The 26,236-nt window shown below is 31.9% G+C and carries 23 protein-coding genes; 5 read left to right on the top strand and 18 right to left on the bottom strand.

What is annotated here, in order from left to right; genetic code table 11:
* The first annotated feature begins 70 nt into the window (after window positions 1-70).
* Window positions 71-1,387: an adenosylhomocysteinase gene (ahcY, locus tag RHP49_05595; protein ID WNH13728.1), complete on the top strand. Its 1,317-nt coding sequence runs from the start codon at window positions 71-73 to the stop codon at window positions 1,385-1,387.
* Between the two features lie 90 nt (window positions 1,388-1,477).
* Here ahcY and RHP49_05600 read toward each other — a convergent pair whose 3' ends face one another.
* The 6 genes from RHP49_05600 to RHP49_05625 all read right to left on the bottom strand — a co-directional run bounded on the left by RHP49_05600 (window position 1,478) and on the right by RHP49_05625 (window position 7,386).
* Entirely contained in the window at window positions 1,478-1,753 is a 276-nt protein-coding gene (locus RHP49_05600; GenBank protein WNH13729.1) for a hypothetical protein, read from the bottom strand.
* A gap of 239 nt (window positions 1,754-1,992) precedes the next feature.
* Window positions 1,993-3,009, bottom strand: a complete 1,017-nt coding sequence (locus RHP49_05605) for a phytase (protein WNH13730.1) — start codon at window positions 3,007-3,009, stop codon at window positions 1,993-1,995.
* A 9-nt stretch (window positions 3,010-3,018) separates the two neighbouring features.
* Window positions 3,019-5,817: a TonB-dependent receptor gene (locus tag RHP49_05610; GenBank protein ID WNH13731.1), complete on the bottom strand. Its 2,799-nt coding sequence runs from the start codon at window positions 5,815-5,817 to the stop codon at window positions 3,019-3,021.
* Window positions 5,818-6,075: 258 nt separating this feature from the next.
* A complete protein-coding gene (gene rpmA / locus RHP49_05615; protein WNH13732.1) occupies window positions 6,076-6,336 on the bottom strand; it encodes a 50S ribosomal protein L27 in 261 nt (86 codons plus the stop codon).
* A 25-nt stretch (window positions 6,337-6,361) separates the two neighbouring features.
* Window positions 6,362-6,856, bottom strand: coding sequence for a 50S ribosomal protein L21 (gene rplU / locus RHP49_05620; GenBank protein WNH13733.1), 495 nt, complete (start codon window positions 6,854-6,856; stop codon window positions 6,362-6,364).
* A 77-nt stretch (window positions 6,857-6,933) separates the two neighbouring features.
* Entirely contained in the window at window positions 6,934-7,386 is a 453-nt protein-coding gene (locus RHP49_05625; protein WNH13734.1) for a DUF4199 domain-containing protein, read from the bottom strand.
* 185 nt (window positions 7,387-7,571) lie between these two features.
* On the opposite strand from RHP49_05625, the gene RHP49_05630 reads away from it, so the two are divergent.
* Window positions 7,572-7,961, top strand: coding sequence for a heavy metal-associated domain-containing protein (locus RHP49_05630; GenBank protein WNH13735.1), 390 nt, complete (start codon window positions 7,572-7,574; stop codon window positions 7,959-7,961).
* Window positions 7,962-8,043: 82 nt separating this feature from the next.
* On the opposite strand, the gene gldD is transcribed toward RHP49_05630, so the two are convergent.
* The 4 genes from gldD to mutY form a co-directional block, all read right to left on the bottom strand.
* Window positions 8,044-8,595 (bottom strand): gliding motility lipoprotein GldD, encoded by a 552-nt coding sequence (gene gldD / locus RHP49_05635; GenBank protein WNH13736.1) that lies wholly within the window; start codon window positions 8,593-8,595, stop codon window positions 8,044-8,046.
* Window positions 8,596-8,624: 29 nt separating this feature from the next.
* A complete protein-coding gene (locus tag RHP49_05640) occupies window positions 8,625-9,929 on the bottom strand; it encodes a gliding motility-associated protein GldE (GenBank protein ID WNH13737.1) in 1,305 nt (434 codons plus the stop codon).
* A 57-nt stretch (window positions 9,930-9,986) separates the two neighbouring features.
* The gene (gene ssb, locus RHP49_05645) at window positions 9,987-10,433 is read right to left on the bottom strand and encodes a single-stranded DNA-binding protein (GenBank protein WNH13738.1); all 447 of its coding nucleotides are present in this window, start codon (window positions 10,431-10,433) and stop codon (window positions 9,987-9,989) included.
* Window positions 10,434-10,524: 91 nt separating this feature from the next.
* Entirely contained in the window at window positions 10,525-11,565 is a 1,041-nt protein-coding gene (gene mutY / locus RHP49_05650) for an A/G-specific adenine glycosylase (protein WNH13739.1), read from the bottom strand.
* Between the two features lie 142 nt (window positions 11,566-11,707).
* On the opposite strand from mutY, the gene RHP49_05655 reads away from it, so the two are divergent.
* Window positions 11,708-11,998: an HU family DNA-binding protein gene (locus RHP49_05655; protein ID WNH13740.1), complete on the top strand. Its 291-nt coding sequence runs from the start codon at window positions 11,708-11,710 to the stop codon at window positions 11,996-11,998.
* Between the two features lie 412 nt (window positions 11,999-12,410).
* The gene (locus RHP49_05660; GenBank protein ID WNH13741.1) at window positions 12,411-13,958 is read left to right on the top strand and encodes a ribonuclease E/G; all 1,548 of its coding nucleotides are present in this window, start codon (window positions 12,411-12,413) and stop codon (window positions 13,956-13,958) included.
* 229 nt (window positions 13,959-14,187) lie between these two features.
* On the opposite strand, the gene RHP49_05665 is transcribed toward RHP49_05660, so the two are convergent.
* The 4 genes from RHP49_05665 to RHP49_05680 form a co-directional block, all read right to left on the bottom strand.
* A complete protein-coding gene (locus RHP49_05665) occupies window positions 14,188-15,087 on the bottom strand; it encodes a neutral zinc metallopeptidase (GenBank protein ID WNH13742.1) in 900 nt (299 codons plus the stop codon).
* Window positions 15,088-15,151: 64 nt separating this feature from the next.
* The gene (locus RHP49_05670; GenBank protein ID WNH13743.1) at window positions 15,152-16,189 is read right to left on the bottom strand and encodes an aldo/keto reductase; all 1,038 of its coding nucleotides are present in this window, start codon (window positions 16,187-16,189) and stop codon (window positions 15,152-15,154) included.
* A 181-nt stretch (window positions 16,190-16,370) separates the two neighbouring features.
* Window positions 16,371-17,330, bottom strand: a complete 960-nt coding sequence (locus RHP49_05675) for an OmpA family protein (GenBank protein ID WNH13744.1) — start codon at window positions 17,328-17,330, stop codon at window positions 16,371-16,373.
* Window positions 17,331-17,355: 25 nt separating this feature from the next.
* Window positions 17,356-18,117 (bottom strand): exodeoxyribonuclease III, encoded by a 762-nt coding sequence (locus tag RHP49_05680; GenBank protein ID WNH13745.1) that lies wholly within the window; start codon window positions 18,115-18,117, stop codon window positions 17,356-17,358.
* Window positions 18,118-18,288: 171 nt separating this feature from the next.
* Here RHP49_05680 and RHP49_05685 point away from each other — a divergent pair, with 171 nt between their 5' ends.
* Entirely contained in the window at window positions 18,289-21,711 is a 3,423-nt protein-coding gene (locus tag RHP49_05685) for a hypothetical protein (protein WNH13746.1), read from the top strand.
* On the opposite strand, the gene RHP49_05690 is transcribed toward RHP49_05685, so the two are convergent.
* The 4 genes from RHP49_05690 to RHP49_05705 form a co-directional block, all read right to left on the bottom strand.
* Window positions 21,708-22,628, bottom strand: a complete 921-nt coding sequence (locus tag RHP49_05690; protein ID WNH13747.1) for a M28 family peptidase — start codon at window positions 22,626-22,628, stop codon at window positions 21,708-21,710. The two genes, RHP49_05685 and RHP49_05690, sit on opposite strands and share 4 nt — an antisense overlap.
* Before the next feature lie 85 nt (window positions 22,629-22,713).
* Window positions 22,714-23,454 carry a succinate dehydrogenase/fumarate reductase iron-sulfur subunit gene (locus RHP49_05695; GenBank protein WNH13748.1) on the bottom strand — a complete coding sequence of 247 codons (741 nt, stop codon included), beginning with the start codon at window positions 23,452-23,454 and terminating at the stop codon, window positions 22,714-22,716.
* A gap of 10 nt (window positions 23,455-23,464) precedes the next feature.
* A complete protein-coding gene (locus RHP49_05700; GenBank protein ID WNH13749.1) occupies window positions 23,465-25,477 on the bottom strand; it encodes a fumarate reductase/succinate dehydrogenase flavoprotein subunit in 2,013 nt (670 codons plus the stop codon).
* A 12-nt stretch (window positions 25,478-25,489) separates the two neighbouring features.
* Entirely contained in the window at window positions 25,490-26,149 is a 660-nt protein-coding gene (locus RHP49_05705) for a succinate dehydrogenase cytochrome b subunit (GenBank protein WNH13750.1), read from the bottom strand.
* Window positions 26,150-26,236: the final 87 nt, after the last annotated feature.

A 26,236-nucleotide genomic window follows, 5' to 3' on the forward strand; every position in this document is an offset into this window, starting at 1 on the left:
AGCGAATTTAACTATTTTAAATACGAATGCAAAGATGTTTTCCCTTTATAAAATTGAAAAAGAAAATAATATGAGTACAAAAACGATTCCTTTCGTAGCTAATAAAGTTAAAGACTTATCACTTGCCGATTGGGGAAGAAAAGAAATAGAATTAGCTGAAGCTGAAATGCCAGGACTAATGAGTCTTCGTGAAGAATATGGAGCATCTCAACCCTTAAAAGGTGCGAGAATTGCAGGATGTTTACACATGACTATTCAAACAGCGGTTTTAATTGAAACCTTACAAGCTTTAGGAGCCGAAGTTACTTGGAGTTCTTGTAATATATTTTCAACTCAAGATCAAGCTGCTGCTGCTATTGCTGCTGCAGGAACAGCGGTTTATGCTTGGAAAGACATGACCGAAGAAGAATTTGATTGGTGTATTGAGCAAACCTTATTTTTTGGTGAAGACAGAAAACCACTGAACATGATTCTGGATGATGGTGGCGATTTAACCAATATGGTTTTAGACAAATACCCAGAATTATCTGCTGGTATTAATGGTTTATCTGAAGAAACAACTACTGGTGTTCACAGACTTTACGAACGTGTAAAAAATGGCACACTAACTATGCCTGCAATTAACGTAAACGATTCGGTAACAAAATCGAAATTTGATAACAAATATGGGTGTAAAGAAAGTGCTGTAGATGCTATTCGTCGTGCTACCGATATTATGTTAGCTGGAAAACGTGTTACTGTTTGTGGTTATGGCGATGTTGGTAAAGGTACAGCGGCTTCTTTTAAAGGCGCTGGAAGTATTGTAACTGTTACAGAAATTGACCCAATATGTGCACTTCAAGCGGCTATGGACGGTTTTGAAGTTAAAAAACTAGAAACGGTTATTGGCAATACAGATATTGTAATTACAACAACAGGAAATAAAGATATTGTTCAAAGTCATCATTTTGAAGCTTTAAAAGACAAAGCTATTGTTTGTAACATTGGGCATTTCGATAACGAAATAGATATGGCCTGGTTAAACAAAAACCACGGTCATACCAAAAACACCATCAAACCTCAAGTAGATAAATATACTATAAACGGAAAAGATGTTATTATTCTTGCCGAAGGGCGTTTAGTAAATTTAGGTTGTGCAACTGGTCACCCAAGTTTTGTAATGAGTAACTCATTTACAAACCAAACTTTAGCTCAAATAGAACTTTGGACTAATGCCGATGCTTATGAAAACAACGTGTACATGTTACCAAAAGCATTAGATGAAAAAGTCGCAAAATTACACCTAGCTAAAATTGGAGTAGAACTTACAGAGCTTCGTGACGACCAAGCCAGTTATATTGGTGTCACTGTTGACGGTCCTTATAAGCCAGAACATTACAGATATTAATTAAGTTCCTGCGAAAGCAAGAATCTCATAAACTGAAACTACATTATAATTAGAACCCTTACAGAAATGTGAGGGTTTTTTTATTTATTTCTATTCATCAACCATATCTTCTTCAAAATACCACCACAAGCTGGAATCAATAGAAGCTTTCATTTTATTAATATCTACATCATCTTTTAAAAAAATAGTAATGTTTTCATCCGCACGATTCTGCCCCATACTTTCCCTAATTTCAATAAGCTCTATTTCCTTAAAATGTTGTAGATGATTTTTTATTTTAGTGTCTAAAGTCTCATCACTCAAGAAAATCTTGATAGTTTGCTGGTTTGGGGAATTTCTAATCTCAGATCTAAAAGGAAGTTGCATAAAAAATAGTTTTAAGTGAAACAATATTTAATCTAAAAGAATTTCTCTAGGCAATGCCTTAGGATTTCTATTAAAATTGTCATTCCTGCAAAGGCAGGAAATCTAAACAGGATTTTTTGTTTCAAAAAAATTCTGTGTTTACAAACGCAATACACTAAGTTAGTAATTTATTTTTTATAAATCAATAAAAAAAGCCCTCACTAAAACAGTAAGAGCTCTTAAATTTTTAAAGAACACTTTTATTCTATTAATTTAAGGGTCGCTAAATCATGAAAATAAAAGTTTCTATCGTTGTTCATAGACACAAATAAACCATTAGGAAATGCACTTCCAAGAGATTCTGTAGTAACATCGCAACCATCGGTTTCTGTGGTTCCTAAATTAATCTCTTTAATAAAAACATTCGTTTTTAAATCGAAAATATTAAACGTATTTGATTGCTGATTAGATACAATTAAAAACCCTTTGTCTTCATATTTAGCAATAGCAATACCTTCTATATCTTGTTTAAAATACTCGCCTCCAAAACAATAAATCTCCTTATCACCCATTGATGGTTCTGCATAATATTTACGAATGCAATGCTTCTCATCAGAATAATACACAATACCTGTTTCATTATCTACAGCAATAGCTTCAATTTCCTTTTTACCACTAAATGCTCCAAAACTTCTAACAAAATTAGCATGTACACCTAAACTATCTGAAACTATTTCATATTGGTATAAATAACCTTCCATTGGGCCTGCTTTTCTTCCCACAATAGCATAAAGCCTTTCTGTTTTTGACGATTTGTAAAGCGCGATACCCATAGGTAGGTTAAACTCTGGCTCAGTAACATCAGTAAACACTTTAAAACCGCCATGATCTAATGGGTTCATCTCTGGAACTGAAAACAAACGTATTTGATGACGTTCTCTTTCGGTAAATGCAATGACATCTACTTTAGTAGAATCATTCAACTTGAAACCATATTCTAAATCGATATTATTAGGTCTTTTTACATTTGTAATGCTTTTATTTTTAATAATTTTTCCTTTCAAATCAAAGGCATAAATGCCTCCATCTGTATCTTTATCAGTTCCAAAAACTATACTTTTTGAAGCATCTTTTGGGTTTATCCAAATTGCAGGATCATCGGTATCATGAGGTGTTTGCTCTGTTACGATAGTGGCTACTATTTCTGGTAATTTGGCCATACAACCCAAAAGCAAAACAGTAATACCAAAAACAATATTTATTTTTAATTTACGCATTTTAGGTTCTTATTTTTTCTTGAATAAATCATATTTTAAACCAAAGGTAAGACGTCTTCCGTAGTACTCCATTTGCATGGTTCTTGCTTTAACGCCTTGAAAATATCGCAAGGGTTGATCTGTAATATTATTCAAAGAAAAGTATGCACTAAAACCATTTCCTATTTTGTAAGATCCATTAAAATCTACCAAAAATTGTTCGCCGTAGTATCTATCTTCAAAAGCATTACCTCCAATTTCATCAATATAAGAATCTGAATAGTTTGCAGATAAACGTAAGCTTAATCTATTACTAGTATATGCTAACGACCCGTTAAACATATTTGGTGCAGTTCCTGGCAAATCTAAATCACTTCTCTCTTCTCCATCACTATTTCTTATTCCATCTGCATTAGATGTTAAGTATGTGTAGTTTACCATGATACTAAAGTTTTTAGCAAATCCTGGTAAGAAATCTAACTGACGTTGAAAATTAACCTCGGCACCAAAAATACTAGCATCGTCACCATTTTGTGGTTGAAACACATCAAAACCAGTAGCAGTATCTTCATATTGATAAGTATAAATAAAGTCTTTTATTCCTTTTTGAAACAATCCTCCTGAAATAATACCTACGTTCTTAAAATAATGTTCTGCCATAACATCAAAGTTCATAGAAGTTGTTGCACTTAAATCTGGATTTCCTAAAACTATTTCTTCATCATCTGTAATAACATCTCTATTTGGCACTATATCGGCATAATTTGGTCTTGCTAATGTATTCGTCCAAGCAAAACGTAAAACAGTTCTATCATTTAAATTATATTTTAAATGCACTCCTGGTAATATATGAGCATAATCTTTTTCTTTAGTAATGGTACCTAAAATATCTTCTTCATCCTCAATTTGATTCCCTGTTGCTTTGGTTTTAGTTCCTTCTACTCTTAAACCTGCTAATACACTAAACTTATTCGAAATTTTTTGATTAGCCATAAAATAACCTGCATATACATACTCTTTTACTTTGTAATTTGCCCTTGCGTATTCACTAGGAACATCTTCAACTTCAAATAAAGAAGCATTATTTAAATCTAAACTTCCTAAAAACTTATTGTCTACAAATTGTCCTGCAGCATATTTACTTCCTGCTAAGTAATCTGAATCTGTTTGATCTATTAGCGGTAAAGCTGTTAAATCATCGAAAGCAGAGTTTAACGGAGCATATTCAAAAAAGTTATTTTCACGTTCCTTGTTTTTAACTTTAGAGCGTCCACCAAACTTAATAAACCCATCATTTGTATTAAAAAAGTTTACTGGCAATTTAAAATTCACAAACGCATTAAAATCTTTTTCGTCAGTATATTGATTTTCTTCGGTTATTTCTTTTAAACCAAATTCGCTAAAATCTACATCACTAGCGTTTACAGGAGTAAGTAACGGAAATTCTGTATCTGATAAATCTTCATTTAAAGCCACATCTTTTACTCTATATGATATGTAACGCTCATTCAAACGCTCTTCTGATGCTGTTGAAAAAGAAGTCATCCAATCCATTTCTAAGGTACCCAATAAATGGTTTCCACCTAAGCTGTAGTTTTGCATACGCTGATCTTCAAGACGCGCATTTTTATTCCTGTTACTGTCAATACCACCTTTAGTCTGTCTATCAATTTCACCTGTATAACCTATAATGTTATCTGAAGCATCTAATTCTGCCTCTATTTTTTTGTATCGCAGTCTATAACGATTTTCTCTATCGTCTCTCCAGTTATACATCGTTTTTAAATAAATAGTATTATTAGCATCAAAAGCATAATCGAAATTAGCAGAGAAGCTACGACGAATACGTTCTACTAAATAGGTTCTTATATCAGATTCTTCAATATATGGTTTTACTTCTACATCATCACCAACCATATTTTCAGCTTCATTAACCCAAACAGCTTCTACATTATCCGATCCAAAATCATTATCGTTAATTGAAGTTGAAAGCATCCATCCAAATTTTTTGTTTTCAGATTTTCCACCAACTAAAAAAGACCCGTTAAGGATTTTCTTGTTAGTAATAAAATTAACGCCCGAACCCAGTGTAGCAGATACTCTATAACCATTAGGAGAGGTTCTTGTTACTAAATTTACAGATCCTCCTAAAGCATCAGCATCCATATCTGGAGTTACCGCTTTATTAACTTCTATAAGTTGAATCATGTCTGACGGAATTAAATCCATTTGAACATTTCTATTATCACCTTCGGCTGAAGGAATACGACTTCCGTTTAGAGTAACCGAGTTTAATTGAGGAGCAAGACCTCTAATAATAACATTACGCGCTTCCCCTTGATCGACTTGCATCGTGATACCAGGAATACGTTTTACAGCATCACCGATATTAGCATCTGGAAATTTCCCGATTTGATCGGTAGACACAATATTAGTAATATTTTGTTTGTTTTTTTGCGCGTTTAAAGCTTTTGCTTGTCCGCTATTAAATCCGTTAATAACAATATCGTCTAATGCTAATGCTTTAGGCTTAATAGTTATTGTAACAGTAGATGTTTTACCATCTTGCACCATAACATCCATTTTAGCATCTTCATAACCTAAATACTTAACTGTTATGGCTTGATTTCCTGCAGGAACTTCCAGTAATAAAAAATTTCCATCGACATCTGAATAAGCTCCTTTATTTAAAGACTCAATTAAGATGTTACTAAAAGGAACTTGGAGACCATCATTATCTATAACAACTCCCTGTATATTACCTTCTTGTGCAAAAGTTAAAAAAGATATCATTGTAATAAACAATGATAATGCGTAATTTTTTTTCATGATTTTTGTTAGTTTTTTATATCGTACGAAATAACAAAATCAATAAGGCAAGTGTTTTAAGTAATTTTTAAATAAAGGTTATCTATCAATATAAAACAATTGAATTTTACACTTAATTAACATTAATAAAAACTTTTGATGATACTAAGGGATTATTGAAAACAAATTAATAAAAAAGAATTTCAATTATATTCAAACAAAAAAAAGCCCTTTCTGTAAACAGAAAGGGCTTTAAATTTTTAAAAGAAAAATTATTTCTTAAGCATCAAAAGGCTCAATAGAAACATAAGATTTGTTATCTTTTTTCTTTGTAAACTTTACAACACCATCAACATAAGCGTGTAATGTGTGATCTTTTGAAGAATATACATTCTCACCTGGGTGATGTGTATTTCCTCTTTGTCTTACAATGATATTTCCAGCTAATGCAGCTTGTCCACCAAAAATCTTAACACCTAAACGTTTTGATTCTGATTCTCTACCATTTTTCGAACTTCCGACTCCTTTTTTATGTGCCATTTTATTTCGATTTTAATTTTTAATATTAACTTAAAGCAGCTATTAAATCGGCTTTCTTCATAGAAGAAATACCTTCAACACCTTTAGCTTTTGCTAAGTCTTTTAATTCAGCAACTGTTAATTTGCTTAAATCTTGATTTGCTTCTGCTTTTGGTGCAGCAGCTTCAACTTTAGGTTCTGCTTTTGCTGGAGCAGCTTTTTTAGCTCCTGAAGCAGCAATACTTTCAATTACAATTTCAGTTAAAGACTGACGGTGACCATTTTTAACACGGTATCCTTTACGTCTTTTCTTTTTGAAAACTATAACTTTATCACCTTTAAGGTGCTTTAAGACTTTTGCTCCTACTTGAGCTCCGTCTATAGCCGGGGCGCCTACAGTTACATTGTTACCATCATCTAAAAGAAGAACATTATCGAAAGAAACTTTCTTACCTTCTTCTGTTTGTAAACGGTTAACAAAAACTCTTTGGTCTTTAACAACTTTAAATTGTTGCCCTGCTATCTCTACAATTGCGTACATAGCGTAACGTTTTTATTTATTAATTTTGTTCAAAAATGAGTGCAAATATACAGCTAAATAATTAATCTACAAACGTTTTATTTGTTTTGATTAACATTTCCGCTGTTTTTAAAAAGTTGCATAACAACCAGTGTGGAAACTATAGTAGTTGCAAATCCCATAATAGCAACAATAAAAGCAATTAAACCTTCATTTATATCAAAACTACCATTCATAGAATCTAATAATAGAGGTAAAAAATCATGATTAATTTCAGTAGAATAAAATAAGAAAAAAACTGTAAATATAATAGTAGCGATAGCACCAGTAGTTATACCAATTTTAAAACCTTCTCCATAAGAAAAAGAATTTGGTTCATTTAGTTTTCTTAAACGAACAACTTCATAAATTCCAAAAGCAGTAATAACAGCATTAAAAAAACTAAAAACAGGATTTGTATTTAAATTAAAAAGTGCTAAAATTAAAAAATACGCAATTAAAACAGCACTAGTAACAAGTCCAAACCTAAGAGTAAGTGATATTTTTTTCATATTTATCTATATTATGTGTACTTCAATTTCGTGAAAAATTATGTATTATAATAATTTTTTTATCACTTTCTAAAGTAAATGGTATTTTCCTTTATAATTAAGAGTTATAAAATCTGATTTTTTAACAACCTAAAACAGCAATATTTAGTAGTTTTGTAGTCGTAAAAAATAATAAACAGAAACAAATGAAAACTATAAAAAGTATATTAAGTCTATTTGTAATTGCAACTATTTTTTTTAGCTGTAAGAACACTAATAAAGCAGAAATTAAAACCATTGAAGTTGCAACTGAAACAGTAAAAGAGTTAGACCCCAATGCAACTTATGCTAAAGCAGAATTCACTATTAATGGAATGACTTGCGCTATTGGTTGTGCGGCTACAATTGAAAAGAAAATAGCCAAAATGGATGGTGTGAAAACTGCTAAAGTAGATTTTGATAAAAAGTTAGCTATGGTTGAATATAACGAGGCTAAAGTAACACCTAACTTGCTGGAAGAAACCGTTACTAAGGTAGCCGATATTTATAAAGTTGCTGACATGAAAACGGTTGATGCTTTTTCGAATACTAAATAAAAAATAGATTCCTCCTGAAAAAATTAAGCTGTTTGCACAGCAAAATATAATAAAAAAGCTTCACTACATTAGTGAAGCTTTTTTATTTCCATTTTATAGTTTCCATAATATGCCTAATATCTTTTTCTAAATAATAGGCTGCAGGCAAAATAGAATCGTATTTAGTTTTTACATTAAAATACAAAGAGCCTGTTAAAAAATGATTCACACTATCAGTTACATAAAATTGTGCTGGCGATGCTACATCTCCTATGACTTCTGAAAACTGCCCATAAACTTTACGTTCTTTATTCTCATAAGGAAACACAGGAATTTCATCGGCCTTAATCATATGTTTTTGAGTAAAATTTTGAGCATCCTTAATATAATTTATTAATTTTCCATCACTACCACCTATAGGTTTATAGGTTAAAAACAAAGTTGCATTTAACGATGGGTATTCAATATTTAAACCATAACTCCGAGTTGTTGATTTTACCTGCTTAGAGCTCACTTTTGTAGCCAACAAGTTGGTTTCAAAAGCAAAAGGCAGTTCTAATTTTGTCTGAACATATTTTGCTTCTGGATAATCTAACCGTAAAAAAGCTTTAGGCTTTGGCACATAATCTTCTCCACAAGAAAAAAAGGATATCATAAACAATAAAATGTAAAAATTCTTAACCATTATCTTATTGTGAATTTTACTAGTTTGATACGTTTTTTATCTAAAGCTTCAATAGTAAAAACGTAATTTTCAAAATTTATTTTACTATTTAATTTAGGAAAACTACCAGAAATTTCAAGGACAAAACCTGCTACAGTTTCAGCCTCTCCTTTGTTTTCTTCAAAAACAGAAGCATTTTCTTCTTTTATAATTTTATAAAAATCTTTTAAAGCTGTTTTCCCTTCAAACACATAATTATTGTTATCTAATTTAGAATACATTAAATCTTCATCATCAAACTCATCACTAATATCGCCCACAATTTCTTCAATAATATCTTCTAAAGAAATTAAGCCGGAAGTACCGCCATACTCATCAACTACCATAGCTAAATGCACTTTCTTTTCTTGAAACTCCGCCATTAAATCATCTAACTTTTTATTCTCTGGCACAAAGAAAGGCTCTCGTATTAAACTTGTCCAATCAAATTGTTTTCTATCAATAAAAGGCAACAAATCTTTCACATAAAGAATCCCTTTAATAGTATCTATATTGTCTTTATAAACAGGGATTCTAGAATAGCCATTAGCAATTATTTCTGGCATAATATCAACATATTTCTGTTCAATATTAAGAGCAAAAATATCAATTCTAGGACGCATAACTTGTTTCGTATCCGTATTTCCAAAAGACACAATACCTTGCAAAATCTTGTGTTCTTCTTTTGTGGTATCTTCTTCACTTGTTAATTCTAGAGCCTGAGACAATTGATCGACACTTAAATTAGACTTTTGCTTCCCTAATTTTCTATGTATAGCTAGCGTTACACTTCGCATAGGCAAACTAACTGGCGATAATAGAACATCTAAAACCCTTAATGGGTATGCCATAAAACTAGCAAACTTTAAATTATTTCTACTTGCATAAATTTTGGGTAAAATCTCGCCAAAAAGTAAAATCAAAAAAGTAACAATAATAACTTCTATAGTAAATTGAAGAATTGGATTTTCTATAGACTCAAATAAAAAACGACCCAAATATGCAAACAAAATTACAATGGCAATATTTATAAAATTATTAGCAACTAAAATGGTGGCTAATAACTTTTTGGGACGCACTAATAATTTTGAAATAATTTGAATACGTTTAGACTTTGCTTCTAATCCAGCTTCTATATCTGTTTTAGAAAGCGAAAAAAGAGCCACTTCAGCACCAGAAATAAGAGCTGAACATGTTAAAAGGAAAAACAACAATACATATCCAAATGCCATTGAAAAATCAATTGCTATAAAAAAAACTTTAAAACTCGCGGGGTCAGGATCCAATTACTACGGTTTTAGTTAAACATAAGGCTTTCGATAAAAAGTTCGGACTCATTATCATTAAAATGGCAGATCATCATTATCTTCTACTGCTGGTTCGCTAGTTGCTTGTTGGCTAGCAGCAGGTTTTTGAGCAACTGGTGCATTTGATGCACTATTTTCACTTTCTTTCTTAGTAGATAAAAATGTAAAATCTGTACATTGAATTTCGGTAGAATATCTATCGGCTCCTTTATCGTCTTGCCACTTTCTAGTTTTTAAGCGTCCTTCAATATAAACCTTATCGCCTTTGCTTAAATATTTTTCACAAATTTCGGCACCTTTATTTCTAACAACAATATTATGCCACTCAGTATTTGTAACACGTTCATTAGTTTGCTTGCTTACGTATGTTTCATTTGTTGCCAAAGGAAAACGACCAACGCAACCTCCACCTTCAAAATAATGCATTTTCACTTCATCTCCCAAATGCCCAATTAGCATCACTTTATTTAATGTTCCAGACATAATATTTGTTTTTATAATAGAGCAAAAGTAAAGAATTGCTTTCCATTTGTTTAAAATTAATAAAAAAATGTGACTACGTATCTATTCTATTTTAAAAATTAAATCTTTCGATAAAATTTCCAATCAGTATTGGCACTGGATAATCATGAATTTCATCAATTAAAATACCCGCTTCTTTAAGTATACCTACATTAACAATCCAAAATTTAGTGTACAAGTGTTGGTGTGATAATTTATGAATAATAGTGTCCTTATTATATTGTACTAATTCAAAAGAAATATCTTTTAGTAAATCATGTTCAGAAATTAAAGGCTTTAATGTTTTAACATCCATTTCATTTTCAGTTTCAATTAACGGAAACTGATATAAATTTTGCCAAATCCCTTTTCCTTGCCTTTTTTGCAAAATGGTTTTTTGGTCTACAGAAATAAAAACCAAAAAATTGAAATGTTTCTTTTTCGCTTTCGCAGATTTAATTTTAACTGGTAAATCACTAATCGTATTTTTATTAAAGGCGATACAACTATCTTGAAACGGACAAATATTACAATCAGGATTTTTAGGCTTACACTGGATAGCCCCAAATTCCATAATAGCTTGATTAAAGTCTGCTGGATTATTTACATCTATTAACTCTTGAGCCAATTGTTTAAATTCTTTAGAACCTTTTGATGAATTAATAGGTGTATCAATTCCAAAATAACGAGATAATACTCTATAAACATTACCATCTACGACAGCTGCTACTTCGTTAAAACAAATAGAAGCAATAGCACTTGCAGTATAATCGCCTATACCTTTTAACTTTAATAAGTTTTTATAATTGTTTGGAAACTCTCCTTTTAACTCGTTAGCTACATGCTTAGAAGTAGCATGTAGATTTCTAGCTCGCGAGTAATATCCAAGCCCTTGCCAAAGTTTTAAAACATCACTTTCATTCGCATTGGCAAGGTCAAAAACAGTAGGGTATTTAGCAATAAAAGCTTCATAATATGGTAAGCCTTGTTTCACTTGTGTTTGCTGTAAAATAATTTCTGATAACCAAATATAATACGGGTTATTGGTTTGCCTCCACGGCAAATTCCTCTTGTTAATTGAATACCAATGTGTTAGTGTTTTTGAAAATATCATTAATTGAATAAATAAGGGAAACAAAAATAAACGTTTATAATCTTAAATTTTAATGAATTAGGTTTGAAATATTGAATATTTAATTCCTATATTTGCATCCCTTTAAAATTATATATAGTAACCTAAAAATAAAATATTAAAAATGACGAAGGCGGATTTAGTAGCGAAGATTTCTGATAAATTAGGAATTGAAAAAGGAGATGTTCAAGCAACTGTTGAAACATTTATGGAAGAAGTAAAAACTTCTTTAGAAAGTGGTGATAATGTTTACTTAAGAGGTTTTGGAAGCTTTATTATTAAAACTAGAGCTGAAAAAACTGGTAGAAACATTTCTAAAAATACTACAATAAAAATACCAGCTCATAATATTCCTGCATTTAAGCCTGCAAAAGTTTTTGTTGAAGGTGTTAAAACAAATGTAGACGTTAAATAAAGCATTAAAATAAATTATTAATTTAAAAAACTCAATGTATGCCAAGTGGTAAAAAACGCAAGAGACATAAGGTAGCAACGCACAAGCGTAAGAAACGCAGACGCGCTAACCGTCACAAAAAGAAAAAATAAACCACAAAAGAGTAGTTAGATTAACTACTTTTTTTGGTTTTAAAAAAAACGTTCTTTGAAATGAGTTCTTAAAAAATTTCACACTTATATAAGTGCTTTTTGAACTCCACGGATTTAATAAATCCTGTGAAGTCTATTAATTAAAATTAATTAATAGATGAATAATGTATAATCCATCTGTACAGTTCAGTGAACAGTAAACAGTTACAGTTAGCAGTAAAAATTACTGTAAACCGTAAACTGACACTGTGAACTAGAAAGTATGGATAAAAATTAACTAAATGGATAAAGAATTGATCATTAGATCTAGTTCCGAAGAAGTTGATTTTGCCTTATTAAAAGATGGAAAACTTATTGAATTACAGAAAGATGAAGGGGTTAATAACTTTTCGGTTGGTGATGTGTTTATAGCCAAAATAAGAAAAGCTGTTCCTGGTTTAAATGCTGCATTTGTAAATGTAGGTTATGAGAAAGATGCTTTTTTGCATTATCATGATTTAGGACCAAAACTTCCTTCACTTTTAAAATTCACAAAAAGTGTAAGCGCAGGTAAACTAAAAGATTTTTCTTTAAAAAATTTCCCATTTGAAAAAGATATTGATAAAGACGGAAAAATTTCTGATGTCTTAAAATCAAATCAATCGCTATTAGTACAAATAGTAAAAGAACCAATTTCTACAAAGGGCCCTAGAATAAGCTCAGAGCTTTCTATTGCTGGTAGATATATTGTTTTAGTTCCTTTTTCTAGTCGTATTTCTATTTCTCAAAAAATAGAAGACAAAGAAGAGAAAGACCGATTAAAACGATTGGTAAAAAGTATCACACCGCAAGGTTTTGGTATTATAGTTCGTACTGTAGCACAAGGCAAAAAAGTAGCAGAGCTAGATAAAGATTTACAAAATTTGCTTAGTCGTTGGACGGCAATGTGTAAAAAGCTACACAAAGCACATCATCCGAGTAAAGTATTAGGAGAAATGAATAAAGCCTCGTCTATTTTGCGAGATATATTTAACGACACCTTTACAGGAATTACTGTTGATGATGAAGAGCTTTACATCCAAATTAAAGATTACGTGCAAGAAATTGCACCAAACAAAGAATCAATAGTAAAATTGTATCAGTCTAATATCCCTGTTTTTGAAAAATTTGGGATTGAAAGACAAATAAAAACCTCCTTTGGTAAAACCGTTTCTATGGCAAAAGGTGCGTATCTAGTAATAGAACACACTGAAGCACTACATGTTATAGATGTAAACAGCGGTAATAGATCTAACAAAGCCAACAGTCAAGAGGATACAGCATTAGAAGTTAATTTAATAGCTGCTACCGAAATGGCTCGTCAATTACGTTTACGTGATATGGGCGGCATTATTGTAGTAGACTTTATAGATATGACCAATGCTGAAAACAGGCAAAAGCTTTTTAATCACCTTCGTGATGAAATGAAAGATGATAGAGCTAAACACAAAATATTGCCTCCAAGTAAATTTGGATTGATACAAATAACTAGACAACGCGTTCGCCCAGAAATGAACATTAAAACACGTGAGGAAAATCCGGATGTGATTATTAATGGCACTGAGGTTGAAGCACCAATAGGAATTGTGCAAAAAATAACACACGACCTTGAACAACTATTAAAAAAAGACTATAAAAAGCTGACTTTAAACACACATCCTTTTATAGCAGCCTTCTTAACAAAAGGCTTTCCATCTATACGTTCTAAATGGTTTTTAGAACACAAAAAATGGGTTAAAATATTACCAAGAGACGCTTACACGTACTTAGAATATCATTTTTTTGATAAAGATGGTAATCGAATTAAATAATTAAAAAACCCGCTACTTTATATAGTTTGCGGGTTTTTGTTTTTATATAAGTTTTAGTTTTATATCTGCTTTAAAATCACCGATAAAAGAGGTTAGGAAATTATATTTTACATCCAAATTTTTCTGAAACTATTCTATCCATGATGGCAACTTAAAAATGTAAGTTCCATCGAAACGGCATTAATTCAAATTTTTGAGATGCTTAAACGAGTTCAGCATGACATATCTTTTACAACGACGGAGCATTGAAGGTATCTCCTTGAGATAAGTCGCCCGTTTCAAATCCCTTTTTAAACCAACGCATGCGCTGTGCAGAAGTGCCATGGGTAAACGAATCTGGCACCACTCTACCCGTTGACTGTTTTTGTAATCTATCATCTCCAATGGCATTAGCCGCATTTAAGGCTTCTTCAAGATCGCCAGTTTCCATCATACGCGTCATCGTTTGTGAATGATGCGCCCAAACACCAGCTAAAAAATCGGCCTGAAGCTCCAATTTAACTGAATGTTTATTGTATTCAACCTCACTAACCTGACCTCTTAATCGTTGCACTTTTTCAGAAATTCCTGTAATTTTTTGAATATGATGCCCAACTTCGTGCGCAATCACATAAGCCTGAGCAAAGTCTCCAGGTGCATTTAACCTTCTTTCCATATCATCAAAAAAACTTAAATCTAGATATAATTTCTCATCGCCTGGACAATAAAAAGGTCCTGTAGCACTTGAAGCTGAACCACAAGCAGAAGACACAGAACCTGTAAAAAGCACTAAGGTTGGCTCTCTGTAATCATCTAAAAGTTTATTCCACACATCTTCTGTATTTGCTAGGATGGTCGCACTAAATTCAGCTAATTCTTGGTCTTTTGCACTTGCTGTATATGGCGAAGAAGATTCAGTTTGTACTCCCCCACCACTTAAAAACTGACTTATTAGAGTTAATGGATTTTTGCCCATTATTAAAGAAACAACCAAAAATGCACCAACAATAAACAGTCCAACTTTTGAAAAAAGAATCTTAAGCAATGGCCTTAATAATGATGGATTAAATCCGCCTATTCCTTGACCAGAACTACGTTTACCTCTACGATCTTCAATATTGGAGCTCTGCCTTTTACCTTTCCATTTCATATTGATTGCTAATTTATTAGTTGTTTTATATGACTTATATTTTAATTATAATTGCTCTAAAACATTAACAAGCTGGATTTGGCAACTCAGCGTGCACTTCATTAATTTGTTCTAACAACTCATCACTTAAAGTCATATCTATAGAACCTATATTCTCTTTAAGCTGTTCTAAACTAGTAGCACCAATTATATTACTAGTTACAAAAGGTTGTTGTGTAACAAATGCTAAACTCATTTGTGCCAAGGTTATATTATTATCCTCTGCTATTTTTAAATAGCGTTTTGCAGCTTCTGTACATTGATCGCTACTATAACGTGCAAATCTTGGAAATAATTTAAGTCGGGAATTATCCCCCGCAACACCTTTAATATACTTGCCTGAAAGCACTCCAAAAGCCATTGGTGAATAGGCTAATAAACCAATATTTTCACGTAGAGACACTTCAGCCATATCGCCTTCAAAAACTCTATTAATAAGTGAATAAGCATTTTGTATGGTTATCATTCGGGGTAAATCATTTATTTTAGATTCTTCCATATAGCGCATCGCACCCCAGGCTTTTTCATTAGACATACCTATATGGCGAATTTTACCTGCTTTAATTTGTTCGTTTAAAGCATGTAATACTTCATTAAAATTATCTTTCCAAACATCATCAGGATTATGCTTATAATCTCGTACTCCAAACGTATTGGTTTGTCGCTCTGGCCAATGTAATTGAAATACATCTATATAATCTGTTTGCAAACGTTTTAACTCATTATTTACAGCATCATTTATGGCATTTTTACTAAAACCTGTTGTACGAATATGAGCTGTATAATCGCCAGGTCCGGCAATTTTTGAAGCAATAACAACCTTGCTTCTATTGCTGGTTTTTTGTAACCAAGTGCCAATAATTTCACTTGTTCTACCTTGTGTTTCGGCAGTTGCAGGAACCGGATACACTTCGGCGGTATCAATAAAATTGACACCTTGCTCAAAAGCATAATCTAATTGTTCGTGACCTTCAGCTTCTGTGTTTTGGTTTCCCCAAGTCATAGAGCCTAAACATATTTTACTAACTTTAATATTGGTATTTGGTAGTGTTGTATATTTCATAATTACTTTTTATCATTCTCCTTAGTATGGCAGAAATCTTTTTAATTAAAACTCAAATTTATTAATATTTACAAAAAGCCTAAAGATAAAAAACCTTTCAAGTTAAATAAAACTTGAAAGGTTATAAAATTATAATCAAATCAATTTATAGATTCCCGCTTTTACGGAAATGACAAAAAGTTTAATTATCGTTTAACAATTTGGACAATTCATCTAATTTAGGTGTTAAAACGACCTCGATACGTCTATTTTTTGCTCTTCCCTCTGGAGTATCATTTGTAGCTATTGGAGCAAATTCACCACGTCCTGCTGCGGTTAAATTTCCAGCATTAATAGCCACATTTTCTCTTAGGATATTAACTATTGATGTCGCACGTTTGGTTGATAAATCCCAATTACCTTTTAATTGTCCGCTACCTTGGTAAGGTACATTATCGGTATGTCCTTCGATTAAAACAGCGATGTCTGGATTATCTCCCAATACACTGCCTAATTGCTGAACTGCTCTTCTACCTTCAGTTCCAACAGCCCAACTTCCTGAACTAAATAACAATTTATTTTCCATAGACACATACACCTTACCATCACGCTGTTCTACAGTTAAACCTTTACCTTCAAAATCGGTTAACGCTCTTGAAATAGCATTTTTTAAGGCTGTCATAGCAGCATCTTTAGAAGCTATTACATTTTCTAATTCGGCTACTCGGATAGAACGTTCTTCTAATTCTCTTTTAAGTTTTTCTAAACGAGCATTTTCATTAGCTAAAGCTTGTTCTTTAGCTTCTAACTGTGCTAATAATTCTCTGTTTTTTTGAGAATTAGCAGCAATAGCCTTAGAGCTATTCTTTTCTAAAGCATCATAAGACGCTTTTAGATTATCTAAATTAGATTTTGTCGCATTATAATCGGTTTGTAATTTATCGCGTTCTGCTAAAGCCTCATCATAGGCGGATTTCAGTTGCTTTAGTTCATTTTCGGCAGCATTTTTATCGCTTAAAAGCGATTCGTTATCATCAGAAAGTTTTCTATTTTCTTTCTTTAAATTATTATATTTCCCTTCTAAATCTTTGTATATTTTTGGTGAAACACAAGAAGCAAAAAAGGTTAACACTAATACGGCTAATGAAATTTTTTTTATCATTTTATTAAAATTCTATTTGGGTTATTTAATTTTCTATTTCTACTAAAATCGGACAATGATCGCTATGTACAGCTTCCGAAAGTATAACGGCTCTTTTTATGTTTTCTTGTAATCGTTTTGAAACCATAGCATAATCTAATCGCCAACCTTTATTATTTGCTCTAGAATTAGCTCGATAACTCCACCAACTGTATTGCTGTTCTTCCTGATTTAAATACCTGAATGAGTCTACAAACCCACTACCAATAAAACGTCCAATCCACTCCCGCTCTTCTGGCAAAAACCCAGATACACCTTTCATTTTGGGGTTATGAATGTCTATTTCTTCATGACAAATATTATAATCACCACAAATAACCAAATTAGGAAAGCCTATTTTCAATGTATTGATATACTCTTGAAACATGTCCATGTATTCTAACTTATGGTCTAAGCGTGCATCATTAGTTCCAGATGGTAAATACAAACTCATTACCGAAACGCCATCAAAATCTGCACGAATATTTCTTCCTTCGAAGTCCATTGACTCAATTCCTGTGCCATACTCAACATGATTAGGTTTTATTTTACTTAAAATAGCAACCCCACTATATCCTTTTTTTTCTGCACTAAACCAATAACTGTAATTATAACCTGCTTCAATAAAAACATCTAAATCTAACTGCTCTTTTAATGCTTTAATTTCTTGCAAACAAATAACATCTGGATTAGCCGCTTTTAACCATTTTATAAAGCCTTTATTAATTGCCGCTCGAATACCGTTTACGTTATAGGATATAATTTTCATATTTTACTTATTCAAATTAAAAACTCAATCTTAGTTGTGATAACCCTTTATTTAAAAGCGTTATTTTTAGCTAAAATAAATAATACGCTACTTTTACACTATTAAATACAATAGGAGTTTTAACGAAGCTATTAACAAAATATTTTCAACGATTTACAGTTTAAATATCTAATGAAGTTTTATACATCCATTTTAATGGTTTTAATTGGGTTTTGTGGATTTTCGCAAAATCAATCTTCAAATTATAGAACTATAAATGTTGCTGTAAAAGACTCTATTTATATAGATACTGTAAGTATAAATTCTAGTTCATTCTCAATTAAAAGAAAGGATAAAACTAATATTGATTCAACCTTCTATAATATTGATTTTGGAAAAGCACTGTTAACTTTTAAAAAGCCTGTAGAAACCGATTCTATCATTATAAATTATCTGAGATTTCCAGATTTTTTAACTAAAACCTATAAACAATTAGATGAAACTATTATTGTAGAAAACACAAGCAATCTTGAAAGATTATATAAATTATCACAACCTAATAATACGACGAACACAATTCCTTTTGATGGTTTAACAACTTCTGGAAGTATTTCTCGTGGTGTAACTATAGGGAATAATCAAAACTCGGTTTTAAATAGTGAATTAGATCTTCAAATTACAGGAAAACTAAATGATAAAGTATCACTTCGAGCATCAATTCAAGATGCTAATATTCCATTACAAGAAAGCGGTTACTCGCAACGATTAGATGAATTTGATCAAGTTTTTATTGAGCTATTTAGCGATAACTGGAATATTCGTGCTGGCGATATCGATTTACAAAACAACGACTCGTATTTTGCCGCATTTTCTAAGCGAGTACAAGGTCTTTCGGTAAATTTAAACTTAGGTGATGACAATAAAAAAACAAACCTATTTGCTGCTGGTGCTATAGTAAGAGGTCAATTTACTACCAGCCAATTTACAGCACAAGAAGGGAATCAAGGACCTTACAAATTACAAGGACAAAACGGAGAATTGTTCGTGCTAATTGTTTCTGGTAGTGAGACCGTTTATGTAAATGGCATTCCTGTAAAACGAGGTGAAGACCAAGATTATATTATTGACTATAATGCTGGAGAAATTATTTTTAACTCGACATACCCCATTACCTCTGAAATGCGTATAACAGTCGATTATCAATTTAGTGAACGTAATTATTCTAGATTAGTGGCTTATGGTGGTGGACGTATTGAAAGTGAAAAATTAAAATTTGGTGTTTCTGTATATTCTGAAAATGATGCAAAAAATCAACCATTACAACAAAATCTATCGGAAAACCAAGTAGAAATCTTAGCAAATGCAGGTGATGATAAAACACAAATGGTAGCGCCTTCAGAAATTCAAGAGGCTTTAAACGAAAATAGAATCTTATATAAAAAAGAACTTAATAATGGTGTTGAAACCTTTGTTTTTTCTAACAATCCAGATGATGAATTGTACCGAGTTACTTTCACACCAGTAGGTGAAAATCAAGGTAGTTATATTATAAGTAACATTAATGCCATTAATAATATTTATGAATATGTTGGCGTTTTACAAGGAAATTATGCTCCTATCATTCAACTTGTAGCACCTACAAAGCTTCAAATTGCGGTTGTGAATGGTAGTTATAAACCAACAGAAAAAACACAGGTTAATTTTGAAGCTTCGGCTAGCAAAAATGATTTAAATTTATTTTCAAATTTGAATGATAATAACAATGATGGGTTTGCTGGAAAATTAAATTTTGAACAACGCCTTATTAAAAGCGACAGTCTTTGGAGTATTAATGCCTTTTTTGATAGCGATTATATTAGTGCAAATTATAGAAATATTGAAGGCTTGTACAATCCAGAATTTAATAGAGACTGGAATTTAGATCCCTCGAATATAAACGGAATAGGAAATAATTTAGGAAATCAAACCTTATTAAATTCGGGAATTCGAATTTTTAACCCTAAAAAAGGTCGTATTAATTACCACTTTGAACATTTAAATTATTCTGATGGATTTACAGGAAACAAGCATGTTGCAAATACTAATTTACTTTTAAACAAACTAAGTCTTGTCTCTTATTCTAGCTTTTTAAATGCAAATTCTAATATAAATACTTCAACGTTTTTAAGGTCGTATAATACGATTACTTATAGCATGAAAAAAAATTGGATAGGTTCAAAATTAGCTATTGAAAACAATAAGCAAAAAAATATTTCAACTCAAGAATTAACAGCTTTAAGTCAGAAATTTAAATCGTACGAACTCTTCTTTGGTGTTGGAGACAGTACCAACGTTTTTGCTGAAGTTGGCTATAAAAACAGAGTTAACGACAGTATCAGAAATAACGAATTACAAAAAGTAAATACCTCGAATACTTTTTATTTAAACTCTAAATTGGTTCAAAATAAGAATACTAATTTATCGCTGTACTTTAATTACAGAACACTTACCAATGAAGATGAAACGATTGATGACGAGCGTTCTATAAATTCCAGATTGCAATACAATCAAAAACTATTTAAACAAATTATACAATGGAATACTATTTTTGAGACCAACTCTGGCACACTTCCACAGCAAGATTTCACATATATTGAAGTTGAACCTGGACAAGGCACTTACACATGGATAGACTATAACGAAAATGGTATTCAAGAATTAGAAGAATTTGAAATCGCTCAATTTCAAGACCAAGGTAAATATATTCGAGTGTTGTTGCCAAATCGTATATTTATAAAAACACATCAAAACAGATTGAGCCAAACACTTACTATAAATCCGTCTCAATGGTCTGTTAGCGACATTGAATCACGAAAATTTTGGTCACATTTTCATAATCAAACCACATATCTAATAGATAGAAAATTAAAACGAAACAACAATAGTTTTAATTTAAATCCTTTTGAAACCAATTTAGAAAATCAATTAGGCTTGCAATTAAATTTTAGAAACGTGTTATTTTTTAATCGTGGAAAACAAGATTATACAACGTCTTACACGTATTTATCTAATACCTCAAGGAATATCCTATCTATTGGTTTTATTGAAAATAGTTTAAAAAGTCAGCAATTAAATTTTAATCATAAACTAGCCGAAAATTGGTTAGTAAATTTACTTGCAGCGTTTGACTCTAACGAAAGTATTAGCGAAAATTTTGTAAGCAAAAATTATAATTTTGAGGAAACTCGCTTCAATCCAAAACTATCTTATTTATTTAACGATAACTCTCGTTTTGACATCTTTTATCAGCATGCTTCAAAAGATAATACTATTGGCAATTTAGAATCTTTAAAGCAACAAAAGTATGGTGCTGCCTTTTCGTTCGCAAATAAAGAAAAAGGCGCCATAAATGGTGAATTTAACTTTTTATCTAACACGTTTACAGGTAATTCAAACACACCAGTTTCCTACCAAATGCTTGAAGGTTTACAACCTGGAAAAAACTTCACTTGGAGTTTGTTGGCACAGAAAAAACTAACCAATTTCCTTGATCTTAATTTAACATATTACGGCAGGAAAACTGAAACCAGTAAAACCATTCATACAGGTTCTGTTCAGTTAAAAGCTTATTTTTAAAACCTAGAATTATCTACTTTTTCAAAAATTGTTATGATACTTCTAACAGCTTCTATATAAAACTCAGGATGAATATTTTCATAATCATCTGTTGGTTTGTGATAATCTTCATGATCATCAACACCAAAATATAGAAACGGAATATTTTTTCTGTAAAAACTTGCATGATCTGAAGAGAAAGTCCAATTGTCGTTCCAACGACCTTCATCATGCCCAATCAACAACTTCAACGTTTTAGAATTCTGAAATTCTAAAACTGCTTCTTTTAGAAAATTATGACGTATAGTTCCAACGGCAAATAATTCGTTTTTATCACTACGACTTATCATATCTAAATTAATATTTACTTTTATGTCCATTATTGGAACAATGGGATGTTCTACAAAATATTTCGAGCCTTGTAAATCTAATTCTTCGCCATCAAAAGCTGCTAAAATTACCGAATGCTTAGGTGGGTACATTTTAAAAAATTCAGCAAAAGCAAACAAAGCGCTTATACCAGAAGCATTATCATCTGCTCCATTGTATATGTCTCCTTTCTTAATACCTTCATGATCGTAGTGTGCACTAATAACAATATATTCGTTAACCAAAGTCGTTCCTTTAATAAGCCCTAAAACATTTATTCCATTATACTGTTTTTTGTCGTTTACAAATGAAAATAATTGTTCGTAAGTTTTGTTTATTGGCAAAACATCTAACTTAGAATATTCATTAATAATAAATTTCTTAGCTCTTATCGCTCCTTGTGTTCCTGTTCGTCTACCTTCATATAAATCAGAAGATAAGATTTTCAAGTTCTGTAAAAGTGCTATTTCATTAAATAAAACTGTTTTTTCTACAGCCGCTGTTTGTCCGTTACTATTGAAAAATGAAACTAATAAAAAAAGAAAGAGGCAAATTACTTTAGTATGCATTTAATTAATTTAGATATTAAATCTAAACAAAAAATCCCACACAAAATGTATGGGATTTCAATTTTATAAAAATTAATTGCGCTTTTTACAAATTCGCTTTCATTAATTCTCTATTCATTCTTGCGATATTATCTAATGAAATTCCTTTAGGACATTCCACTTCGCAAGCACCTGTATTAGTACAGTTTCCGAAACCTTCTAAATCCATTTGAGCTACCATATTTTTAACACGATCTGCTGCTTCAATTTGTCCTTGAGGCAATAATGCATATTGAGATACTTTAGCACCAACAAATAACATAGCAGAAGAGTTTTTACAGGTAGCAACACAAGCTCCACACCCTATACATGTTGCAGCATCCATAGCTTCATCGGCTGCATGTTTAGAAATAGGAATAGAGTTAGCATCTTGAGTATTTCCTGATGTATTTACAGAAATATAACCTCCTGCTTGTTGAATACGCTCGAAAGCCATTCTATCTACAACTAAATCTTTTATTACTGGAAAAGCTGCTGCTCTAAATGGTTCGATGGTAATCGTATCACCATCTTTAAACATACGCATGTGTAACTGACAAGTGGTTATACCTCTATCAGGACCATGTGCTTCTCCATTAATATACATAGAACACATCCCGCAAATACCTTCACGACAATCATGATCGAAAGCTACAGGCTCTTCACCAGAGTTTACAAGTTGTTCGTTTAGAACATCCATCATTTCTAAAAAAGACATATGCTCTGAAATATCAGTGACTTTATAATCGACCATTTGCCCCTTAGCAGAAGCGTCTTTTTGTCTCCAAATTTTAAGTGTTAAATTCATAGTGTCTTTATTATTTATATGAACGTTGTTTTAATTCAATATCTTTAAATTCTAATTCTTCTTTATGTAAAACCGCATCAGCAGGTTCACCTTTATATTCCCAAGCAGATACAAAAGCAAAATCTTTATCATTACGTTTTGCTTCTCCTTTTTGTGGTCCAGATTCTTCTGCAGATTCTTCTCTAAAATGTCCGCCACAAGATTCTTCTCTTACTAAGGCATCTTTTGCAAATAATTCTCCTAACTCTAAGAAATCGGCAACACGACCTGCTTTCTCAAGTTCAGTATTCATTTCGTTAGCACTACCAGGCACTTTAACTTCTTTCCAGAATTCTTCACGAATGGCTTTAATTTCAGCCATTGCTTCAGTTAACCCTTGAGCATTACGAGCCATTCCTACTTTATCCCACATTACTTTCCCTAGACGTTTGTGGAAATAATCAACAGATTTTGTTCCTTTATTATTTACAAAGAAATCAATTCTATCTTTTACTTCTTTTTCAACTTCGTCAAATTCAGGTGTGTCAGTCGGAATCTTTCCTGTTCTAATATCATCAGCTAAATAATCACCAATAGTATATGGTAATACAAAATAACCATCTGCTAAACCTTGCATTAATGCAGATGCTCCAAGTCTGTTTGCTCCGTGATCTGAGAAATTAGCTTCTCCAATACAATAACATCCAGGAATGGTTGTCATTAAATTATAATCTACCCAAACACCACCCATAGTATAATGAACTGCAGGGTAAATCATCATTGGTGTTTTATATGGATTTTGATCTACAATTTTCTCATACATTTGAAATAAGTTACCATATTTAGCTTCAACTATGGCTTGACCTAATTCGTATATTTTTTCTGCTGATGCATTTTTTATGTTATGAATTTTTGCTTGCTCTTTTCCATAACGCTCAATAGCAGCTGCGAAATCTAAATACACCGCTTCTCCTGTTGCATTTACTCCGTAACCCGCATCGCAACGTTCTTTAGCTGCTCTAGACGCCACATCACGAGGCACTAAGTTTCCAAATGCAGGATAACGACGCTCTAAGTAATAATCTCTTTCGTCTTCAGATAAGTCGGTTGGTTTTTTACTTCCTTCTCTAATAGCCTTTACATCTTCTATATTCTTTGGAACCCAAATACGTCCATCATTACGTAATGATTCGGACATTAACGTTAATTTAGATTGATAATCCCCGGAACGTGGAATACATGTTGGGTGAATTTGTGTATAACAAGGATTAGCGAAATACGCACCTTTTTTATGAATTTTCCAAGCTGCAGTAGCATTAGAACCCATAGCATTAGTTGATAAGAAATATACATTTCCGTATCCTCCTGTTGCAATTACAACGGCATGAGCAGAATGTCGTTCTATCTCTCCTGTAATTAAATTACGAGCTATAATACCTCTTGCTTTACCATCAACTTTTACAACATCTAGCATTTCATGGCGGTTAAACATTTCAATTTTACCACGAGCAATTTGTCTATTCATTGCTGAATATGCACCTAATAATAATTGTTGTCCTGTTTGACCTTTAGCATAAAATGTTCTAGAGACTAATACGCCACCAAATGAACGGTTATCTAAAAGCCCACCATAATCACGAGCAAAAGGCACTCCTTGAGCAACGCATTGATCTATAATATTTGCAGACACCTCAGCTAAACGATATACGTTAGCCTCACGAGAACGATAATCGCCTCCTTTTACGGTATCATAAAATAATCTGTATGTTGAATCACCATCTCCTTGATAGTTCTTTGCTGCATTAATTCCTCCTTGAGCTGCAATTGAGTGTGCTCTACGAGGTGAATCTTGATAAGCAAATGCTTTTACATTATATCCTAATTCTGCTAAGGTTGCAGCGGCTGATCCTCCTGCTAAACCTGTTCCAACAACAATAACATCAATATGTCTTTTATTCGCTGGATTTACTAAATTGATATGATTTTTATAATCTGTCCATTTATCTTTAATTGGACCTTTTGGTACTCTTGAATCTAAAGCCATACTATACTAAGATTAATGGTTAAGGTGATGAAAAAGTGCAATAATTATAAACCCTAATGGAATTATAATTGAATACATTTTACCAATATTTTGTAATGTTTTCTTTCTTCCTGCCGTAACTCCCATAGATTGGAAAGCAGATGTAAAACCATGAGCTAAGTGTAATCCTAAAAACACAAAAGCTACTACATATGCTGCTACGCGCCAAATAGGAATAAATTTGTGTTGTAACTCTCCAAAATATCTTGTTGGATCTTCTGGTAGAAACTCAATATACTTATGGTTAACTTCAGGCAACCAAAAATCAATAAAGTGTAATAAAATGAATGCTAAAATAGCAAGCCCACTATAAATCATATTTCTACTCATCCAAGAAGAATTTGCTGCCCCATTATTTCTAGCATAGGCAACGCCTTGGGCTTTTTTATTTTTAATTTCTAAAACAAAACCTAAAACAAAATGAAATACAACACCAAAAATTAAAACAGGTTGTAAAGCAAATTGCACCAATGGATTGGTTCCCATAAAATGGGATAATTCGTTAAAAAGGTTTTCACTAAAAAGCGATGTTATATTTACCGCTAAATGAATAATTAAAAAGAAAATAAGGAAGAATGCTGAAAGTGCCATAGCTACTTTTCTTCCAATTGAAGATTTAATAAATCCGCTCATATTTTAAGTTATTTTGTATTATGCAAATGTAGGTCAGAGAGCTTTTATAGACAACTAACAATCGTCATGTTTTTGCTATTTAGAATG

The sequence above is a fragment of the Flavobacteriaceae bacterium HL-DH10 genome (genome assembly GCA_031826515.1).
Classification (GTDB): Bacteria; Bacteroidota; Bacteroidia; order Flavobacteriales; family Flavobacteriaceae; genus Thalassobellus; species Thalassobellus suaedae.